21 protein-coding genes and 1 pseudogene are annotated in these 17,470 nt (G+C 67.9%); 16 read left to right on the forward strand and 6 right to left on the reverse strand.

Going from position 1 to position 17,470, the window contains the following annotated elements; genetic code table 11:
• Positions 1-108: 108 nt before the first annotated feature.
• Both ON29_RS04640 and ON29_RS04645 read right to left on the reverse strand, forming a co-directional pair.
• The gene (locus tag ON29_RS04640) at positions 109-546 is read right to left on the reverse strand and encodes a PIN domain-containing protein (protein WP_281032500.1); all 438 of its coding nucleotides are present in this window, start codon (positions 544-546) and stop codon (positions 109-111) included.
• Complete coding sequence (locus tag ON29_RS04645) at positions 465-1,118, reverse strand: Uma2 family endonuclease (protein ID WP_040864896.1); 654 nt, start codon at positions 1,116-1,118, stop codon at positions 465-467. The genes ON29_RS04640 and ON29_RS04645 overlap by 82 nt, the downstream gene beginning before the upstream one ends.
• 283 nt (positions 1,119-1,401) lie before the next feature.
• On the opposite strand from ON29_RS04645, the gene rpsH reads away from it, so the two are divergent.
• From rpsH to map, 9 genes are all read left to right on the forward strand, one after another.
• Entirely contained in the window at positions 1,402-1,800 is a 399-nt protein-coding gene (rpsH, locus tag ON29_RS04650) for a 30S ribosomal protein S8 (protein WP_039795549.1), read from the forward strand.
• A gap of 13 nt (positions 1,801-1,813) precedes the next feature.
• Positions 1,814-2,353 (forward strand): 50S ribosomal protein L6, encoded by a 540-nt coding sequence (gene rplF / locus ON29_RS04655; RefSeq protein ID WP_040864897.1) that lies wholly within the window; start codon positions 1,814-1,816, stop codon positions 2,351-2,353.
• Positions 2,354-2,355: 2 nt separating this feature from the next.
• Entirely contained in the window at positions 2,356-2,763 is a 408-nt protein-coding gene (gene rplR / locus ON29_RS04660) for a 50S ribosomal protein L18 (protein WP_051174870.1), read from the forward strand.
• A gap of 31 nt (positions 2,764-2,794) precedes the next feature.
• Complete coding sequence (gene rpsE / locus ON29_RS04665) at positions 2,795-3,454, forward strand: 30S ribosomal protein S5 (RefSeq protein WP_039795557.1); 660 nt, start codon at positions 2,795-2,797, stop codon at positions 3,452-3,454.
• Positions 3,454-3,633, forward strand: coding sequence for a 50S ribosomal protein L30 (rpmD, locus tag ON29_RS04670; protein WP_040864898.1), 180 nt, complete (start codon positions 3,454-3,456; stop codon positions 3,631-3,633). Before rpsE ends, rpmD begins: the two co-directional genes overlap by 1 nt.
• A gap of 1 nt (position 3,634) precedes the next feature.
• Positions 3,635-4,078, forward strand: a complete 444-nt coding sequence (gene rplO, locus ON29_RS04675) for a 50S ribosomal protein L15 (protein ID WP_051168540.1) — start codon at positions 3,635-3,637, stop codon at positions 4,076-4,078.
• Between the two features lie 172 nt (positions 4,079-4,250).
• Positions 4,251-5,573, forward strand: coding sequence for a preprotein translocase subunit SecY (secY, locus tag ON29_RS04680; protein ID WP_040864899.1), 1,323 nt, complete (start codon positions 4,251-4,253; stop codon positions 5,571-5,573).
• Entirely contained in the window at positions 5,570-6,115 is a 546-nt protein-coding gene (locus tag ON29_RS04685; RefSeq protein ID WP_040864900.1) for an adenylate kinase, read from the forward strand. Before secY ends, ON29_RS04685 begins: the two co-directional genes overlap by 4 nt.
• Positions 6,116-6,144: 29 nt before the next feature.
• The gene (gene map, locus ON29_RS04690; protein ID WP_040864901.1) at positions 6,145-6,942 is read left to right on the forward strand and encodes a type I methionyl aminopeptidase; all 798 of its coding nucleotides are present in this window, start codon (positions 6,145-6,147) and stop codon (positions 6,940-6,942) included.
• Positions 6,943-7,186: 244 nt separating this feature from the next.
• On the opposite strand, the gene ON29_RS04695 is transcribed toward map, so the two are convergent.
• From ON29_RS04695 to ON29_RS04710, 4 genes are all read right to left on the reverse strand, one after another.
• Positions 7,187-7,846 carry a class I SAM-dependent methyltransferase gene (locus tag ON29_RS04695; RefSeq protein WP_051174871.1) on the reverse strand — a complete coding sequence of 220 codons (660 nt, stop codon included), beginning with the start codon at positions 7,844-7,846 and terminating at the stop codon, positions 7,187-7,189.
• Positions 7,847-8,079: 233 nt separating this feature from the next.
• Entirely contained in the window at positions 8,080-8,508 is a 429-nt protein-coding gene (locus ON29_RS04700; RefSeq protein ID WP_040864902.1) for a DUF4254 domain-containing protein, read from the reverse strand.
• On the reverse strand, positions 8,505-8,963 hold the full coding sequence (locus ON29_RS04705) for a hypothetical protein (protein ID WP_040864903.1): 459 nt from the start codon (positions 8,961-8,963) through the stop codon (positions 8,505-8,507). The genes ON29_RS04700 and ON29_RS04705 overlap by 4 nt, the downstream gene beginning before the upstream one ends.
• A gap of 360 nt (positions 8,964-9,323) precedes the next feature.
• Positions 9,324-10,847, reverse strand: coding sequence for a hypothetical protein (locus ON29_RS04710; RefSeq protein WP_245548823.1), 1,524 nt, complete (start codon positions 10,845-10,847; stop codon positions 9,324-9,326).
• 166 nt (positions 10,848-11,013) lie between these two features.
• On the opposite strand from ON29_RS04710, the gene dtd reads away from it, so the two are divergent.
• From dtd to eccCa, 7 genes and pseudogenes are all read left to right on the forward strand, one after another.
• Positions 11,014-11,457 carry a D-aminoacyl-tRNA deacylase gene (gene dtd / locus ON29_RS04715; RefSeq protein WP_040864905.1) on the forward strand — a complete coding sequence of 148 codons (444 nt, stop codon included), beginning with the start codon at positions 11,014-11,016 and terminating at the stop codon, positions 11,455-11,457.
• Positions 11,458-11,532: 75 nt separating this feature from the next.
• Entirely contained in the window at positions 11,533-11,970 is a 438-nt protein-coding gene (locus ON29_RS04720; protein WP_040864906.1) for a hypothetical protein, read from the forward strand.
• 986 nt (positions 11,971-12,956) lie between these two features.
• Positions 12,957-13,403, forward strand: coding sequence for a hypothetical protein (locus tag ON29_RS35600; RefSeq protein ID WP_157172654.1), 447 nt, complete (start codon positions 12,957-12,959; stop codon positions 13,401-13,403).
• A 48-nt stretch (positions 13,404-13,451) separates the two neighbouring features.
• A complete protein-coding gene (locus ON29_RS04730; RefSeq protein ID WP_040864907.1) occupies positions 13,452-13,736 on the forward strand; it encodes a hypothetical protein in 285 nt (94 codons plus the stop codon).
• Between the two features lie 47 nt (positions 13,737-13,783).
• Positions 13,784-14,182 carry a DUF6301 family protein gene (locus tag ON29_RS35605; RefSeq protein ID WP_157172655.1) on the forward strand — a complete coding sequence of 133 codons (399 nt, stop codon included), beginning with the start codon at positions 13,784-13,786 and terminating at the stop codon, positions 14,180-14,182.
• Between the two features lie 70 nt (positions 14,183-14,252).
• Complete coding sequence (locus tag ON29_RS04735; RefSeq protein ID WP_083863239.1) at positions 14,253-15,815, forward strand: hypothetical protein; 1,563 nt, start codon at positions 14,253-14,255, stop codon at positions 15,813-15,815.
• 183 nt (positions 15,816-15,998) lie between these two features.
• Positions 15,999-17,405: pseudogene (gene eccCa, locus ON29_RS04740) on the forward strand (type VII secretion protein EccCa); the annotation flags it as partial.
• Positions 17,406-17,470: the final 65 nt, after the last annotated feature.

Here is a 17,470-nt window from a genome sequence, read left to right on the forward strand (position 1 = left end):
GCGAGTGGCACACCGTCGAGAGGCTTACTCGGCCGATGGCGCAGTGGTGTGCCACTCGCGAGTCAAGACTGTGGGGGTCGAAGGTGAGTGGGGGTGTGGTCTGTGGAGTTATAGGTCGTCCGGTAGTACTCGGAAGGATTTGTGCTCGGTGAGTGGGGTCACCGCGCGGAAGTCCCTCCGGTCGAGTGTGAGGACTTCGTTCGTCTCGTAGTCGGCGGCCAGGGCGACTGTCACGGCGTCCGCGAGAGCCAGACGCAGGTCGGGATAGAGCCTGCGGACGGCGCTGGCCTGCTCGAGAACGTCCGCAGTCACCACAGCGACTTCGAAGTGCTTGGTACGCGCCTGGGCGGTGAGGTCTTCGATCATCTCCGTGGAGACGCGAGGGCCGAGTTCCCGGCGGGCGACATGGTCGACCTCGGCGAGAACCAGGGGCGACAAGACCACAAGCCCAGCCTGTTCGAGTTTTAGAAGTCCAACTCCGACCAGGGGATGTGGATCGGGAACGGGAAGTCGATGGTGATCGCGTCGGACTCGTTCGGTGCCCACTCGCCGATCAGGAGGTAGTTCGTCGGATATAGCGGGTGTACGCCGGATGGGAGCTTGCCCGGGGTGGTTTGCAGGGCGTATGCGCGGACCTGCGCGATGGTGCTCTTCTCACGCGCGAGCGTCACGTCCCAATACCAGGGAACGCCTGCATCGGCGTAGCGCCTCTGGTCGTCGTAAGGATCGGTAGCGGTGCTCCACGGCGTATGGATTCGGCCTGCCAGGAGCACGTCTTGGGCGCGGATGTCCTGGTAGGGGGTGTCGAGGCGGCGGTAGACGAGGACGTCGGGGGTGGCGAAGTCCGACTTGCCGGTCGTGCCGAAGAAGACGTTGGTTTCGAAATCCACGCGCCACCAGCTCTGCGGCTGCTCGGCCATGCCGTCGCGTGCGCAGCGCTTGAGCGCGCCGGTCAGCGCGAAGGTGAACGCTTGATGTTCGGCGGGTCCCCGCTGTCGCCGGACGACGCGCCCGTTCCACAGCTCGATCTGTGCCGCGATCTCCTCGGGTAGCTGCTCGAGCTCCTCCCAGGTCATGGACTCCGGGAGGTCGGGTCGTTCGACGCCTGGGCTCGGCATAGCATCATGGTAGACCGGCGACAGCTCATTTCCGCTGGTCACAAACCGGATGAAACGCCGTGCTCACAGACCCGGATTTTGCCCCGGTGAACCCCTTGCCTACACTAGAGCGGTTGCCTGGGCACCTCCATGCCCGCATGCGTGCGCCCGGGCGATCGAACCTCCTCCGGTCGGCAAGTGTCGGCCGGACCATCCGAATTGTCGTAGGCCCACCGCTGGGCATGCCGATGTGCATGTCAGCGCTGTATGGGAACCGCGGCGAGAAAGGTGTCTAGGTCGAACCATGACCATGACTGATCCGATCGCAGACTTCCTGACACGTCTGCGCAACGCCAACTCGGCGTACCACGATCAGGTGAAGGCTCCGCACTCGAAGCTCAAGGCGAACATCGCCGAGATCCTCAAGCGCGAGGGCTACATCGCCGATTACCGGACCGAGGACGCACAGGTGGGCAAGACGCTCATCGTCGACCTCAAGTACGGCCCGAGCCGCGAGCGCAGCCTCGCGGGCGTGCGCCGTGTCTCCAAGCCCGGTCTGCGCGTGTACGCGAAATCCACCAATCTGCCCAAGGTGCTCGGCGGCCTCGGCGTGGCGATCATCTCCACGTCCTCCGGCCTGCTGACCGACAAGCAGGCGGCCAAGCAGGGCGTGGGCGGCGAAGTCCTCGCTTACGTCTGGTAAGGGAGCAGGGACTATGTCGCGTATTGGTAAGAAGCCCATCGCCCTTCCGTCCGGTGTGGATGTGACCATCGACGGCCAGGACATCTCGGTGAAGGGGCCCAAGGGCACTCTGTCGCTCACCGTCGCCGAGCCGATCACCGTCGCCAAGGGCGAGGACGGCCAGCTCGAGGTCGCCCGTCCGGACGACGAGCGCCGCAGTCGCGCACTGCACGGCCTGACCCGCACCCTCGTGTCGAACATGGTTGTCGGCGTGACCCAGGGCTACGAGAAGAAGATGGAAATCTTCGGCGTCGGTTACCGCGTCGCGCTGAAGGGCCAGAACCTTGAGTTCGCCCTCGGCTACAGCCACCCGGTGCCGATCGAGGCGCCCGAGGGCATCACGTTCGCGGTGGAGTCGCCCACCAAGTTCTCCGTGTCCGGAATCGACAAGCAGAAGGTCGGCCAGATTTCGGCGGTCATCCACGGCCTGCGCAAGCCCGACCCGTACAAGGGCAAGGGCATCCGCTACGCCGGCGAGGTCGTTCGCCGCAAGGTCGGAAAGACGGGTAAGTGATCATGGCGCAAACCGAAAACCAGAAGGCCAAGCGCATCCCCCTGGGCAAGGACGTGTCGACCCAGCGCCGTCTGTCGAAGACGCGCCGTCACTTCCGTCTGCGCAAGAAGGTGGAAGGAACCACCGAGCGTCCGCGCCTGGTGGTCAACCGCTCCTCGCGGCACCTGCACGCGCAGCTGGTGGACGACTCGGCGGGCAAGACCATCGCCGCCGCCTCGACCATCGAAGCCGACGTGCGGGCGCTGGACGGCGACAAGTCGGCCAAGAGCAAGAAGGTCGGCGCCCTGCTGGCCGAGCGCGCCAAGGCCGCCGGTGTCGAGGCCGTCGTGTTCGACCGTGGTGGCCACGACTACCACGGCCGGATCGCCGCACTGGCCGATGCCGCTCGCGAAGGTGGGTTGAAATTCTGATGATCGTCAACAAGAACGGAAGGAACGTCTGATGCCGGGACGTCAGAGGCGTGACGGCGGAAGCGGACCCGCCGGACAGAATGGCAGCGCCCCCGAGGGCGGCCGCGGCGACCGTCGCGGTGGTGGCGACCGTCGGGGCGGCGGCGACCGTCGCGACAACGCCGCCGAGAAGAACCAGCTCGAGCGGGTCGTCGCGATCAACCGCGTCTCCAAGGTCGTGAAGGGTGGTCGGCGCTTCAGCTTCACCGCCCTGGTGATCGTCGGTGACGGCAACGGTCTGGTCGGCGTCGGCTACGGCAAGGCCAAGGAAGTTCCCGCGGCCATCCAGAAGGGTGTCGAAGAGGCTCGCAAGAACTTCTTCCGCGTCCCGATGATCGGCTCCACCATCACGCACCCGGTTCAGGGTGAGGCGGCCGCCGGTGTGGTCATGCTGCGTCCGGCCTCGCCGGGTACCGGTGTGATCGCCGGTGGCGCGGCTCGTGCCGTGCTGGAATGCGCCGGTATCCACGACATTCTGGCGAAGTCGCTCGGTAGCGACAACGCCATCAACGTCGTGCACGCGACTGTCACTGCCCTCAAGCAGCTGCAGCGTCCCGAAGAGGTCGCGGCTCGCCGTGGCCTGCCGCTCGAGGACGTCGCCCCTGCCGGCATGCTGCGTGCGCGCGCTCAGGCTGCCGGAGGTGTCAAGTAATGGCAGATCTCAAGGTGACCCAGATCAAGAGTTCGATCGGCGCCAAGCAGAATCAGCGGGACAGCCTTCGGACCCTCGGTCTGCGCGGTATCCGCAAGACCGTGGTCCGCGAGGACAATGCCCAGAACCGCGGGCTGATCAACGTCGTGCGCCACCTCGTGACCGTTGAGGAGGTCTGACATGACCATCAAGTTGCACCACCTGCGTCCGGCTCCCGGCGCCAAGACCGAGAAGATCCGTGTGGGTCGCGGTGAGGGCTCCAAGGGCAAGACCGCGGGCCGTGGTACCAAGGGCACCAAGGCGCGCAAGAATGTCCCGGCCGCCTTCGAGGGCGGGCAGATGCCGCTGCACATGCGGCTGCCCAAGCTCAAGGGCTTCACGAACCCGTTCCGCACGGAATACCAGGTCGTGAACGTCGGCGCCATCGCGAAGCTGTTCCCCGAGGGCGGCGAGGTCGGCAAGGCCGAGCTCGTGGCGGCCGGCGCGGTTCGCAAGAACCAGCTGGTCAAGGTCCTCGGCGATGGTGAGATCGGCGTCGCGGTCCAGGTGACCGTGGACAAGGTCACCGGCTCGGCGAAAGAGAAGATCACCGCCGCCGGTGGCACCGTCACCGAGCTGGGCTGACGGTACTCTGCATGACAGCGGCACCGGACGAGTGAACGGCTCGTCCGGTGCCACTGTTAGAGTTCAATTGTTGTCTGCCAAGCCTCGTCGTGGTTTTCGGCGTCCCTTCTGTGTCGAGCAGGGACATCGCTGAACATCCATGTCATGACCATGTCGTTCGCCAGGAGGATCAGTGCTTTCCGCCTTCGTATCGGCCTTCCGGACTCCGGACTTACGGCGGAAGATTCTCTTCACGCTGGGGTTGATCGCGTTGTACCGGCTGGGTGCCTCGCTGCCGTCCCCCGGCGTCGACTACAAGGCTGTCCAGGAGTGTATCGACCTGGTCTCCGGTGGTGAATCGGGCGGCATCTACCAGCTGATCAACCTGTTCTCCGGTGGTGCGCTGCTGCAGCTGTCGGTCTTCGCGATCGGCATCATGCCCTACATCACCGCGAGCATCATCATCCAGCTGCTCACCGTCGTCATCCCGCGGTTCGAGGAACTGCGCAAGGAAGGCCAAGCAGGCCAGACGAAGATGACGCAGTACACCCGATATCTGGCGGTCGCCTTGGCGATTCTGCAGGCCACCGGTCTGGTCGCACTGGCGGCCCGCGGTCAGCTGCTGCAGGGCTGCCAGAAGGACATCCTGGCCGACACCAGCATCTTCGGCATGATCATCATCGTGCTCGTGATGACCGCGGGCGCTTCGCTGGTGATGTGGTTCGGCGAGCAGATCACCGAGCGCGGCATCGGCAACGGTATGTCCCTGCTGATCTTCGCGGGTATCGCCGCCCGCATCCCGAGCGAGGGCAAGGCGATCCTGGACAGCCGGGGTGGTCTGGTATTCGGCCTGGTGTGCGTCGCTGCGTTGGCGATCGTCGCCGCGGTGATCTTCGTCGAGCAGGGCCAGCGCCGGATTCCGGTGCAGTACGCGAAACGTGTGGTCGGCCGGAAGATGTACGGCGGCTCCTCGACCTACCTGCCGCTGAAGGTGAACCAGGCGGGTGTCATCCCGGTCATCTTCGCCTCGTCGCTGCTGTATCTGCCGAACCTGGTGGCGCAGCTGACGGGGGCGCAGAACAACCAGAACCCGAGCTGGTGGCAGGAGATCATCCAGAAATACCTGGTGAACCCGGGCAACCCGGTGTACATCGCGATCTACTTCAGTCTGATCGTGTTCTTCACCTACTTCTACGTCGCGATCACCTTCAACCCGGAGGAGCGCGCCGACGAGATGAAGAAGTTCGGTGGCTTCATCCCGGGCTACCGGCCCGGCAAGCCGACCGCCGACTACCTCAACTTCGTCCTGAGCCGTATCACCCTCCCCGGCTCGATCTATCTCGGTCTGGTCGCTGTGCTGCCGAACCTGTTCCTCGACATCGGCGCCTCCGGTGGTACCCAGAACCTTCCGTTCGGCGGTACCGCGGTGCTGATCATGGTGAGCGTCGGTTTGGACACCGTGAAGCAGATCGAGAGCCAGCTGATGAATCGAAATTACGAAGGGTTCCTCAAGTGAGAGTTGTACTGCTCGGTCCGCCGGGCGCCGGTAAAGGCACCCAGGCTGTCCTGCTGTCGGAGAAGCTGGGCGTTCCGCACATCTCCACCGGGGACCTGTTCCGCGCGAATATCAGCCAGCAGACCCCCTTGGGCCGCGAGGCGCAGAAGTACATGGACGCGGGCGACTTGGTGCCCAGCGATGTGACCAACCGCATGGTGGAGGCGCGGGTCAACGAGCCCGATGCCGCCAACGGGTTCGTACTCGACGGCTACCCGCGGACGGTGGATCAGGCCGATGCGCTGGAGAAGATCCTCGAGAACATGAACACCGAGCTCGACGCGGTGCTGCGCTTCGTCGTGCCGGAGGACACCGTGGTCGAGCGGATGCTCGCCCGTGGCCGCACCGATGACAACGAGGGTGTGATCCGCAACCGCCTGCGGGTGTACCGCGAGGAGACCGAACCGCTGCTGGAGCACTACGACGGCCTGGTCGTCTCGGTGGACGGCGTCGGCGAGGTCGATGACGTCAACGCGCGGGCACTGCGCGCGCTGGGCCACTGAGCCGGCTCACGATGGAGCGCTGAGGCGGGATGGTCTTCAACCGCAAGAAGAAGGTCGTGCCGTTCCGGACGGCAGGCGAACTGGATGCCATGGCGGCGGCCGGCGCGATCGTCGGCCGCGCCCTGGTTGCCGTGCGCGCGGCAGCCAAGCCCGGGGTGTCCACCCTGGAACTGGACGAGGTCGCCGAGCAGGTGATCCGGGACGCGGGCGCGGTGCCGTCGTTCAAGGGCTACCACGGCTTTCCCGCGTCGATCTGCGCGTCGGTGAACGATCGCGTGGTGCACGGGATCCCGACGGTGGAGGAGATCCTCACCGAAGGCGACCTGGTCTCCATCGACTGCGGGGCGATTCTCGACGGCTGGCACGGTGATTCGGCCTGGACCTTCGGTGTGGGCACGATCATCGAGGCCGACCGCCTGCTCAGCGAGGCGACCAAGTCGTCGATGGAAGCGGGAATCGCGGCGATGCTGCCCGGTAACCGGCTGACCGACGTTTCGCACGCGATCGAGTTGGGCACCCGCGCGGCCGAGAAGGAGCACGGGCGCGCCTACGGCATCGTCGACGGCTACGGTGGGCACGCCATCGGCCGCGAGATGCACCTCGACCCGTTCCTCGCCAACGAAGGCGAGCCGGGTAAGGGCCCGAAGCTCGTGGTGGGGTCGGTGCTCGCGATCGAGCCGATGCTCACGCTCGGCACCACCCAGACGAAGGTGCTCGACGACGACTGGACCGTGGTCACCGTGGACGGCAGTCGTGCGGCACATTGGGAGCACACTGTCGCCGTCACGGAGGACGGACCCCGGATCTTGACGCTGCGTCCGGAGTAGCGCACGGTGGGCGGCCGTCGGGCGGCCCGGTTCGGTAACACTGCGCGGCGAGGAAACGAGCCGCACCGACGCCAGGCTTCCTGGTCGATCTCGCCGCGTCGCCGCGTGCCGGCACCTTGCGCCGACACGCCCATCGGGCGATACCCAGCTTTCGCTGGATCGGTGACGTCGTTCCTTGCACCCGCGTCCTGCGCGTTGAGCCGAAGCGGTGGGCCCTGGGCGGTGCCCGTGCGGGGTGGAACGGTTACTTTCTCCTTGGTTCGATACTGTTCTGAACGATGCCGTCAGCGTATGGCCGGGCGGGTGGCGCGGACGTGAGTAGGCCGCTACTCGAATTGGCTTGGCGCACGCCGCAGTTCGATGCGATCGAGCCCGTTCGTCGCGTCCGCACGGGGGACGGAAGCGTTGTGGCCTGGGCGTTTCGTCTGCGTAAGTAGCCGTTCAGTCCGCGGCGCGCAGGGTGGTTCGCAGTACCGAAGTGACGATGGGCAGGTCGAATTCGCCCTCTGCCGTCTCCGGCTGCGCGCGCAGAGTCCATGATCCGGTCGAGCAATTCGGCCCGTTCCTCGGGCGGGATCACCAATGTGTGCGATTGCGTGCCGATCGTTGCCGTCAGGGACTCGGCCGTGCGGCGTTGCCGATGCGGGAACGTCGATCGTTCGACCTCGTGCTCATCGAACAGCGGGTGCGTGGGCACAACGATTTGTCCGCTCGGTGGCTGGGCCGCCGACACGCTCGACCGGTCGACCTCTTTCAGCCCGGCGACCCACTTCACCGAGTCGTCGGCGGTGTTCCACAGGGCCGCGAGAACGCCGCCCGGCCGCCGCAGCACCCGGAGGAATTCCGGGTAGGCGCGGTCCAAGTCGAACCAGTGGAACGCCTGCCCGGCGATGATCGCGTCCACCGCATGATCCGGGAGCGGGATGGCTTCGGCCGTACCGGTGGTCTCCGATCGGCGACGTGAGCCAGAGCCCAACGGATGGCCGCGGCCGGATAATCGGGCCGGTGCTCCACGTAGGCCGCGGCACGAGCGCCGAAGGAACCCGCCCTCCTGTTGTGCAGGGCGAGCGCCTCATCGGCATGGTCGTCCGGACTCCCCATCCGTCCCAGCTTACGGATGGGGAGCCGCGGCGGAACCTACGATGCGCCAGGAAGTCTGCGCACGCCCGCGCAGACCTCGGCGGCCAGGTCGTCGTATCCGACGGCCAGCTCGGCCAAGCGCTGCCAGGCGTCCCACAGATCCCATTCGGAGGCGCTGGCCAGCGCCGCATAGGCGTTCGCGGTGAACTGGGCCAGCCGGTCGATCACGGCGCCGACGGTCTCGGTGTGCACGTGTGCCGCGCCGTGCGCGGGCGGCAGCTGCACCGTGATCCAGCGGTCTATGTCACGAATCAAGCTCGCGCGCAGAGCGTCGATCTCGTCGAGCGAATCTTGTGCCGCGCCGAGCCTGCGTTCGTGCAACGTGGTGAGTTCGTGCGCACTGCGCAGCAGGGGGTTGCTCTCCGGCAGTTCGCCTCGGCAGGCTTGTAGGACTTGATGTTTGGCGGGCAGTGCCCCGGTCGTCATCGTGCAGCCGTTCTCGTGCAGGAACGGACGGTATCGACGATGGACGAGCCGGCAGGACGGAAACCGTTCTGCGGAGCCACGATCCAGTGCCGGTAGTCGGAGTCGGCAGCGGCGGGGGAGGGCAGGGCGATCTCACCGCCGCTGGGCACGATCGAGACGTTCAGGCGGAACAGCTCGGCGAACAGCCGGACGTCGTCCGGTAGATCGGGGCGGGTCAGAAAGGTCCACCGTTTGGACCGGACGTGCGAGATGATCGGACCCAGACCGATTCGTCGATGGGTGAGATCGTCGCGCACTCGCTGCCCTAATGCGGCGGGCATCGTGATCGCGCCGACGAATCCGGCGCGTAAGACGATTCGGCCGATCTCCGGATGAACTCCGGCGGGCAGGTCGCAGGTGTGTCGATAGAAGGCGCATCGGGCGGTCGGGGTGTCCGCCAACGCCAGTTGGTCCATGGGGCCCTCGGGTAGCTTCGGGTGACTTTTTCCAAGCCGCTCGGACGGTACTGCGGCATCGATGCTGTGATGCGGTACACCGTGCGAGCGTTGTTTCAGTAGAGCACTCCATGGAGCGGATCAAACATTCCGTTCAATTAGTTCTCCAGAAATTCGTTTGCGCGCTGGTTACCGGCGGGTGCGGTGACCGGCCGGGGGCGCGGCACGGCTCCCCGTTCACTTCGGCATACGCCCCACCTGATCAAATGACCTGGGGCGATGCGGAGGTCGGGAGCCGGCTATTTTGTTCACCGCCGCCGCGACCTCCTGTGCTACCTTGCCGCAAATCTGCGCCGCGACAGGCGTATCCGGAGCCCGGCCTCAGGGCGTCGTACGGAAGAACAGCGCGCGGTCGCCGTGCTCGGACAGCGGCGTGTCGACACTGATCTGGCGCAGGCCGCAGTCCGGCAGATAGGTGAGGTTGGCGAACACCTTGGTGTTGCCGAAGGCCGCGCGCAGCTTGCTCTCGGTCGCCCGGTCGGGGTTGTACAGAGCCAGCGTTTCGAAGTTCAATGGCGCGAGCGGTTTCTCGAGGGGCGCTTGCCCGGCCGGACGGCCGAGCGCGGCGTACTGGGTGGCCGCGCCGTGCTCGTACCAGCACAGCTCATAGGCCACGTTCTCGGTCACCGTGATCGCCGCCACCGGCCAGTCCTGGGAGAGGCGCAGCGCCAGCGGGTTTTTCGCCACCGGCGTGAGTTCCCAGTTCAGGCTCATGACCGTCACCCAGCCGCCGTAGGGCTGGTCGATCAGCACGATGTCGTCGCCGAGGGTGGGGGAGGTGTTCAGCTCGGGCTCGCGGATCTTCCACTTCGACTCGTGCGTACCGAGGTAACTCTCCCGGTCGAGGGGGTAGGCGTCGTCGACGGCATAGGCCGCGATGATCGCGGCGCGCACCTGGGCTATGGCGTCCCGCGCCGGCAAGTACACGCTCAGCGCGCCGAAGGTGGAGCCGATCTGCACGGGCGTGGCCGGCTGATCCTGTTCGGTACCGGGCGCGAGCGGGCGCAGGCCGACCAGGGCCAGCTTCCAGTTGATCTCCTCGACGGTCGACAGGTCGCCGGAGGACTTGAACATGACCTGCTGCTGGGTGAGCCGTCCCGCCTGTTCCAGCGTGCGGCAGCCCAGTTCCACCAGCGCCCGGTGCGATTTCGGGGTGAGATCGAGGTCCTGGATACCGCACGCGCGCAGCCGGATCGACATGGTCGTCGAGGTGAACGCGGCGTACCGCTCCCGGTACATGGCGATGGCCTGCTTGCGCGACCGGCCGACCATGAGCGTCCGCAGCAGCGTGCTCAAACTGGCCAGGTACTTGCCGGACAGTTCCGGGTTCGCCGCGGCCAGGGCGGCGCGGATGCGGGCCGCCTCCTCGGTCGCCGCGACGGCGGCGTCCTGGTCCAGCCTGCCCAGCCAGACGCCGCATTTGGACAGGCCGTCGGCGCACGGGCCCGCGACCTCGGGATGCTCGCGCGCCACCTGACGGTAGACGTCACAGGCGCGACGGATCGTCGTAGTGGCCAGTTCCCTGCGGCCGCTGTGCCGTGCCGCCTGCTCGAAGGAGCGCAGGGCGTCGTTCAACTCACCCGCCAGGCGGGCGGTCAGCACTTGGCCCCTGGACAGCAGGCGCAAGCGGATCGCCACCGCTTCCTCGGCGGGCGCCAGCGCCTCGCGCGTGCGATCGCGCATCGAACCGTTGGTCTTGGTGGCGATCAGTCCCTTGGCGAGTTCGCCGAGGGAGGTGGCCAAGCGCAATTCGGATTCGACCGTACGGTCGAGTGCCGCATACCGATCCGCGGCGATCTGGCGCTCCATCGCGTCCAGATCCATCGCGCTCCTCGTTTCCAGCATGATCCTCCGCCAACGCGCGGCAACCGCGCAACATAACCTTCTGCGCACCGAGTTTGTCACGCTTGCCGCCCGCGCGCACCTGTATCCGGCCAGGCAGGCGGGGTCGTTCGGCGGACCGCCACCCGTGCGGCGGCTACTGGCGCGGCAGCAGGCATGATCGAGGGTTGTGCGAGCCCTATTACAGCGCGTGAGTTCGGCGCGGGTGACCGTCGACGACCAGGTCGTCGGCCGGATCGACCCGGCGGCCGACGGTGTCCCGCACGGCCTGGTCGCCCTGGTCGGCGTGACGCACTCCGACACCGAGGCGACCGCGCGGGCCCTGGCCGACAAGGTGTGGCGGTTACGCATCCTCGACGGCGAGCGCTCGGCCGCGGATCTGCGGGCCCCGATCCTGGTGGTCAGCCAGTTCACGCTGTACGCGGACACGAAGAAGGGCAGGCGTCCGTCCTGGTCGGCGGCCGCTCCCGGCGCGATCGCCGAACCTCTGGTCGACGTCTTCGCGCACGCGCTGCGCGAACTCGGCGCAACAGTCGCTACGGGGCGATTCGGTGCGCACATGCACATCGACTTGGTGAACGACGGCCCGGTCACCGTCATGCTGGAGTTGTGAACCGGAGTCGTATTGCCCCGAAAATAGGGGTCCCCCGCAGTATTTCGTGCTCCGGCCCGCGCCCTACCTGCGGCGGTGCCTGCCCGCAAACAGTTCGACGCCGAGGAGGAGGTTGCGCGGTCGGACGACGCTCTCGAACAGGCCGATCTGGTGACCGGGACATCACTGATCGGTCGCGACGGCGAAGCTGTTCCGCCCACGGAAGATGGTGCGGCTGAGGGCCCGACACGTGCCGAGGCGGCGCGTCTGTCCGCGCAACGGGACGTGGCGGCGCGGGCGCTGGTGGACGCGCAGGCCGATCTCGCGCCGGCTCGCCGTGGTCTGCCGGTCAACGATGAGGACCTGACGCGGGATGCGTTGAATGATGCGCTCGACGGTCTGCGTGGTCGCACGATGCGGGTGGATGAGCAGGGGCCGTGGCAGGAGCGGGTTGCGGGTCTCGAGCGGGCGGCTCGGCGTATGTTCGATGCCGAGGACGAGCTCGGCCGGGCCGAAGCCGCTGTGCGGGGGTGATCGGGAACGTTTCAGGCATTCTCCGCAGGCGGGGGAGTCCGGTTCGCGGGCGGCTCGCGGTGGCAGGGAGACGAATGGGGACGCTTCTTTCGGCGCGGGGCGGTGGTGACGATTCGTCGAACAGCGGTGCTCGCGCGCATCGTGACGGTGGCGAGGAGTCGTTGGGCGGTGCACGCGCGAATCGCGGCGGGGATTCGGAGCCGCCCGAGGGGCCGTCGGATCCGAATCGGGCACGTTCCCAGCGGATGCCGCCGAACTGGGCGCTGCGCTCGCACATTCCGCATCCGCCGAAGGACTACGAGTTCGAGATGCCGGGCACGTTCCTGAACGAGGTGGAACCGTGGCCCGTCCCGATGCCGCGTCCGGAACCCCCGAAGCCGCCGAACCCACCCCACCCCCCGTCGCCGCCGCAGCCTCCCGTTGCGCCGAAGCCGCAGCCGCCGACGCCTCCGGATCCGCCGCAGCAGCCGACGCCTCCGGTTTCGCCCACGCCTCCCGAACCGCCGGTCCCACCGGTGCCGCCGACACCGCCGGTCCCGCCGCATCCACCGGTACCGACGGAGCCACCTACGCCGACGGAGCCGCCTACCCCTCCTGCTCCGCCGGTCCCACCGGTGCCGCCGACACCGCCGTATCCACCGGTACCGACGGAGCCGCCCACGCCTCCTGCCCCACCGGTGGCACCGGTGCCACCGGTGCCACCGACTGCGCCGGTCCCGCCGACGAACCCAACGGAGCCGCCCACGCCCTCGTACCCACCCGGCTCGCCGACACCTGGCCAGCCGCCCCTCTACCCGCCACTTCCGGGACCGCTGCCCCCATACCCGTCGACCCCGCCCCCGCACCTGTCGACGCCGTATCCAGGACCGTCCGGACCGCCGTATTTCTCGGCACCACTGGGTCCCCCGGACGCCCCCGGCTATCCCGACGGCGCAGTCCCGCCGAGCATGCCCATGCCTCCGCCCGGCATGCCCATGCCGCCTCCGATGAACGGCAGCCGACCGACGAACACCTGCGGCCGGCACGGCAACGGGCATCGTCGCACGGATCGCAGCCTCTCCGTCCGCCCGTTCGCAGGCTTCGGCGTGCCCGCCGAGTTCGACCCGGTCACCGGCGCGCTGCGCGCCAACCCGTCCGAGGCGGGAACGCACAGCGGCGTCTACGGTGAACTCGACGGAGTCTCGGTGGTGTTCTATCGACATGACGGCGGGCTCGGTCTGCGCGTCGGCGATCGCGCGGTGGATCTGGACGGGCCGGTCGGCGTCGAGTGGGGCACGGTCGGGTGGCGGACCACCCGGTTCGCGGTGGTCGTCGTCGGTGTCGTCTTCTGCGAGCTGATCTATCGCTCGGTGCCGGAGGAGATGGACATCGGCGCGCTGATCCGCGCCGTGCTCGCCGACCCCGTGCGCCGCACCGAGATCTTCGCCGGATGACCGCGAGTCGGCGACGCGACAAGGTAACCCTCGACGTGAGGAGCAAGGGTGCGGATAGACCATCCGACCGATGACGAACTGCGGGAGAACTTCGACGAGATGCTCCGCTCGGTGCTCACCGGCGGCGGCATCCGCACGGAGACCGGCCTCGACATGAAGACCGAGGATGCGCTGTGGACGATCGCCCGCGCGTATCCCGACGTGCCGGACGCGCTGGTCGACGCCGCCCGCGCGGCCTTCGCCGGCCAGCTCGACGGTTCCAACGCCCGCGAGCGCAAGGAGGCGCTGGCCCGCAAGATCGAAGAGCTCGACCGTCGCCGGTCGGCCCGGTGATCGTCGATGTCACGACCTGAGGTGAGCCCATCACCGAATGGCGCGCGTTGACCGACAGCGAGATCGTCGACCTGGCCACCGGCCTGCGGTCGCTGGACGGCTCCCAGCCGATGGATACGGTTCCGCGGCTGGCGGAGTCGTTCGGCTGGAAAGTGCTGACCGTCCACCCGGACCGGGCGATGCTGGATGCCGGATTCGGAATGGCCAGCGGGAAGATCCATGGTCGTGACGGCCGCATCGTCGACATCGGCCCAGTTCCACGGCCGGATACCGGCGGCTGGCCGACATGGTCGTCACCGGGTTGCGCGACGGGTTCGGTACCGGCGCCCCCACGGCCTTGGCCTATGTCGCGTGGAATGAACGTTGGGAAAATCAAAAGCTGGATCTGCCGCTGCTCGGCCTGCGGCAGGAGCCCTGACCCGCGCACCGGCGCGGTGCCAGGATGAACGACGAACGAAGCAGGCATCGCGGCGTGTGCGCCGGTTCCGATGCAGTGGATGAGGGGATTTCCGCGACGTGACCAACCCAGGCGGCCAGGCATCCGCCGACGAACCCGCCGATGCCCCGGATCACGGCGAGGCCGAGACGTATGTGACCCCGTCCGAAGCGCAGGAGCCCGATGTCGGCTTCACCATGTCCGCGGCGGCTCCGGTCGAGGATGTCGCCGAACGAGCCAAGGCGCTCATGCACCAGGTAGCCCGCGAGCTGGGTGCGGGCGGCCCGCCGGGGTGGCAGCGGGTGGACGCGGTGTTCACGCTGACCGTGGCCGCGGAGGTCGCGCTGGCCGTCTACTTCGACGACCAGGACCGCGCCGTGCGCGTGACTCCGGAACCCGGGATCGTGGCGCTGGTCCGGGAGCATCGGCAGCTGGCGGCCGGGCTCGGTGACGGCCCATGGTGGCGTTTGCTCTTCACGCTGACCAGCGCGGGCCGGATGGAGGTCGACTACGACTACGGCGACGAGCCCTTCCCGGACGATCAGCTGTTCCCGCCCGAGGTCTACCTCGCGGATCTGGCAGCGTTCCCACGGACTTCGCTGCCGGTTTGGCTCGGCGCCTATCTGGGGCACGGCGACCGCCAGTCACGGCCCCCGCAGGTGGCGGCGGCGCAAGCGCGGGCGGATCGGGAGGCGGGCGTGCGTGCCGTGCCGTGCGAGGACGAGCTGCCCCCGTTCCCGCTCATGGCCGCCCGGTGGGCGGTGCTCGGCGCGGCGTTCGTCGCGGCCGAATCCCAATGGGGCCCACGCCTGCTGCCCTCGGTGGGCTGGTTCGAGGGCGCCAAGCGCAGCGGCTGTTCGCTGTACGCGCTGCCCGGTGGACGGGCGGTGCTCTCGGGCGGGGTGTGGAACGCGCCGGAACTGGCGGCGGCCTACAACGACGGCGTCCGCTTGCCCGATCTGTATGCGGGCGCACCGGAGTGGGTGGCGGGCCAGGTGTTGAACCACCGCTGCGCCAGCGGCCTGCTGTCGTTCTGCTACTGGTGGGAGAACGGCCGCTGGTACCGCGGTGAGTCGCCGGGGCCTGGGCGGTTCGCCGAAGCGGTGCCGGGCGTGTGGACCTCGGAGACCGTCGTGGACATCGTCGCCGACCTGCTCGGCGACGAGGTGGACGCGCGGCGGCGCGCCGCCGTCGGCGACCTCGTGTCGGCGGCCGAGCTGGGTATCGTCACGCGGGACATTCTCACCGGTGTCTTCGGTGACGACGGCGAATTCGACGTCAACGGCGCTTTCTTCCAGCTCACCATGGCCGGGGTGACGATGACCGCGCCGGGGCCGATGGCGCGGGAGGAGGCGATCGCCTCGGTAGCGCGGTTCATCCGGAACAGCGGCGCCGACACCGCGGACTATCCGCTGGAGGATCTGCGCGCCGATCGGCTCGGCGTCGGCTGGATGGTGTACGTCCCGGTGGAACCAGGGGAGATCGCGATCGGCCGGGCGATCTACTACATCGCCGATGACGGGGTGCTGGAACGGTCTTCGTCCTCGGTGGCGCCGTCGGTGTACCTCGCCGGTTTCGAGCGGAGGTTCCGGGACCGGCACGGTCCGGTGGGCGCGCCCTGGCCACACGACGAAAAGCGCTGAGCCACAAGAATTCATCTTCGGAGTAAACCGGCTGGTCAGAACCGGCGGGCAGCGGGAAGGGCCCACCAGGATTCGGGTCTGTACATGTGGAGACAACCCGACTGACCATAGAATCGTCGGTGCGTCGTAAACCGATATTTGGTGTGCCGTAAGAACCGGCTGCCATATTGACGTGTGGCGCAACTGCTGAAGATCCCGGACGCCGCCCAGATCGATCCGGCGCGGGTGTGGCGTCCGCGTACCGGCCGGGAGCGGTTGCGGGTGCCGATCGGCATCACTCCCGACGGGACGCCGGTGGAGATCGACATCAAGGAATCGGCCGAGAACGGCATGGGCCCGCACGGCCTGTGCATCGGCGCGACCGGCTCCGGAAAGTCCGAGTTCCCTCGTACCCTGGTGCTTTCGCTGGTCACCATACATTCGCCGGACGCGCTGAACCGGGTGCTCGTCGACTTCAAGGGCGGCGCGACCTTCCTCGGCCTCGACTCGCTGCCGCACGTCGCCGCGGTGATCACCAACCTGGAAGAGGAACTGTCGCTGGTCGACCGCATGAAGGACGCGCTGGCGGGTGAGATGAACCGCCGCCAGGAGCTGCTGCGCTCGGCGGGCAACTACGCCAACGTCACCGACTACGAGAAGGCGCGTGCCGCGGGCGTGCCGCTCGACCCGCTGCCCGCGCTGTTCATCGTGGTGGACGAGTTCTCCGAATTGCTGTCGCAGAAGCCGGACTTCGCGGAGTTGTTCGTGATGATCGGCCGGCTCGGCCGGTCCCTGCACGTGCACCTGTTGCTGGCCTCGCAGCGCTTGGAGGAGAACAAGCTGCGCGGCCTGGAGTCGCACCTGTCCTATCGCATCGGCCTGCGCACGTTCTCGGCGAACGAATCGCGGGCGGTGCTCGGCATCACCGACGCCTACCACCTGCCGAGCGTGCCCGGTTCCGGCTACCTGAAGAGCGATGCGTCGGATCCGTTGCGGTTCAACGCCAGTTACGTGTCCGGACCGTACGTCGCGCCGCAGGGAGCGGTGACCGGGGAGGACGGCAGTTCGGTCGCGGGACACCGGCCCGCGTTGTTCACCGCCGCGCCGGTGGAACTGCCCGAGCCGATCGACACCGAGGCCGAGGTGGCGCCTGCCTCGCCGTCGAACCCGCTGCTGGAGCTGCCGCCGCCACCGTCGGCCGTCGGCAGCGTGCCCGGCGCCGACGAGGGTATCCCGGACACGCTGCTCGACGTGGTCGTCAAGCGGCTCACCGGGCACGGCCGCCCGGCGCACGAGGTGTGGTTGCCGCCCCTGGACGAATCCCCGACGGTGGACATGCTGCTGCCGGACCCGGACTGGCGTTCGCCGGTCAACCGGCACGGCCAGTTGTGGATGCCGATCGGCGTCATCGACAAGCCATACGAGCAGCGGCGTGACGTGCTCACCATCAATCTGGCGGGCGCACAGGGCAATGTCGCGGTGGTCGGCGGCCCGCAGTCGGGCAAGTCGACGACCTTGCGCACCATCATCATGGCGACCGCGGCCACGCACACCCCTGAACAGGCGCAGTTCTACTGCCTGGACTTCGGTGGCGGAAGCATGGCTGGGATCGGCGCGCCGTCGAAACCCCTCGCGCGCCGCATACCTCCGGCGCGCACCGGGCGGCCCGCGGCGGA

The organism is Nocardia exalbida NBRC 100660 (genome assembly GCF_000308575.1).
In the GTDB taxonomy this organism is placed as follows: Bacteria; Actinomycetota; Actinomycetes; order Mycobacteriales; family Mycobacteriaceae; genus Nocardia; species Nocardia exalbida.

Coding starts and splice junctions, on each gene's coding strand:
- ON29_RS04645 (WP_040864896.1), bottom strand. CDS start 1,118: ATGCCGAGCCCAGGCGTCGAACGACCCGACCTCCCGGAGTCCATGACC.
- rpsH (WP_039795549.1), top strand. CDS start 1,402: ATGACCATGACTGATCCGATCGCAGACTTCCTGACACGTCTGCGCAAC.
- rplF (WP_040864897.1), top strand. CDS start 1,814: ATGTCGCGTATTGGTAAGAAGCCCATCGCCCTTCCGTCCGGTGTGGAT.
- rplR (WP_051174870.1), top strand. CDS start 2,356: ATGGCGCAAACCGAAAACCAGAAGGCCAAGCGCATCCCCCTGGGCAAG.
- rpsE (WP_039795557.1), top strand. CDS start 2,795: ATGCCGGGACGTCAGAGGCGTGACGGCGGAAGCGGACCCGCCGGACAG.
- rpmD (WP_040864898.1), top strand. CDS start 3,454: ATGGCAGATCTCAAGGTGACCCAGATCAAGAGTTCGATCGGCGCCAAG.
- rplO (WP_051168540.1), top strand. CDS start 3,635: ATGACCATCAAGTTGCACCACCTGCGTCCGGCTCCCGGCGCCAAGACC.
- map (WP_040864901.1), top strand. CDS start 6,145: ATGGTCTTCAACCGCAAGAAGAAGGTCGTGCCGTTCCGGACGGCAGGC.
- ON29_RS04700 (WP_040864902.1), bottom strand. CDS start 8,508: ATGACGACCGGGGCACTGCCCGCCAAACATCAAGTCCTACAAGCCTGC.
- ON29_RS04705 (WP_040864903.1), bottom strand. CDS start 8,963: ATGGACCAACTGGCGTTGGCGGACACCCCGACCGCCCGATGCGCCTTC.
- ON29_RS04710 (WP_245548823.1), bottom strand. CDS start 10,847: ATGCTGGAAACGAGGAGCGCGATGGATCTGGACGCGATGGAGCGCCAG.
- ON29_RS35600 (WP_157172654.1), top strand. CDS start 12,957: ATGAACGGCAGCCGACCGACGAACACCTGCGGCCGGCACGGCAACGGG.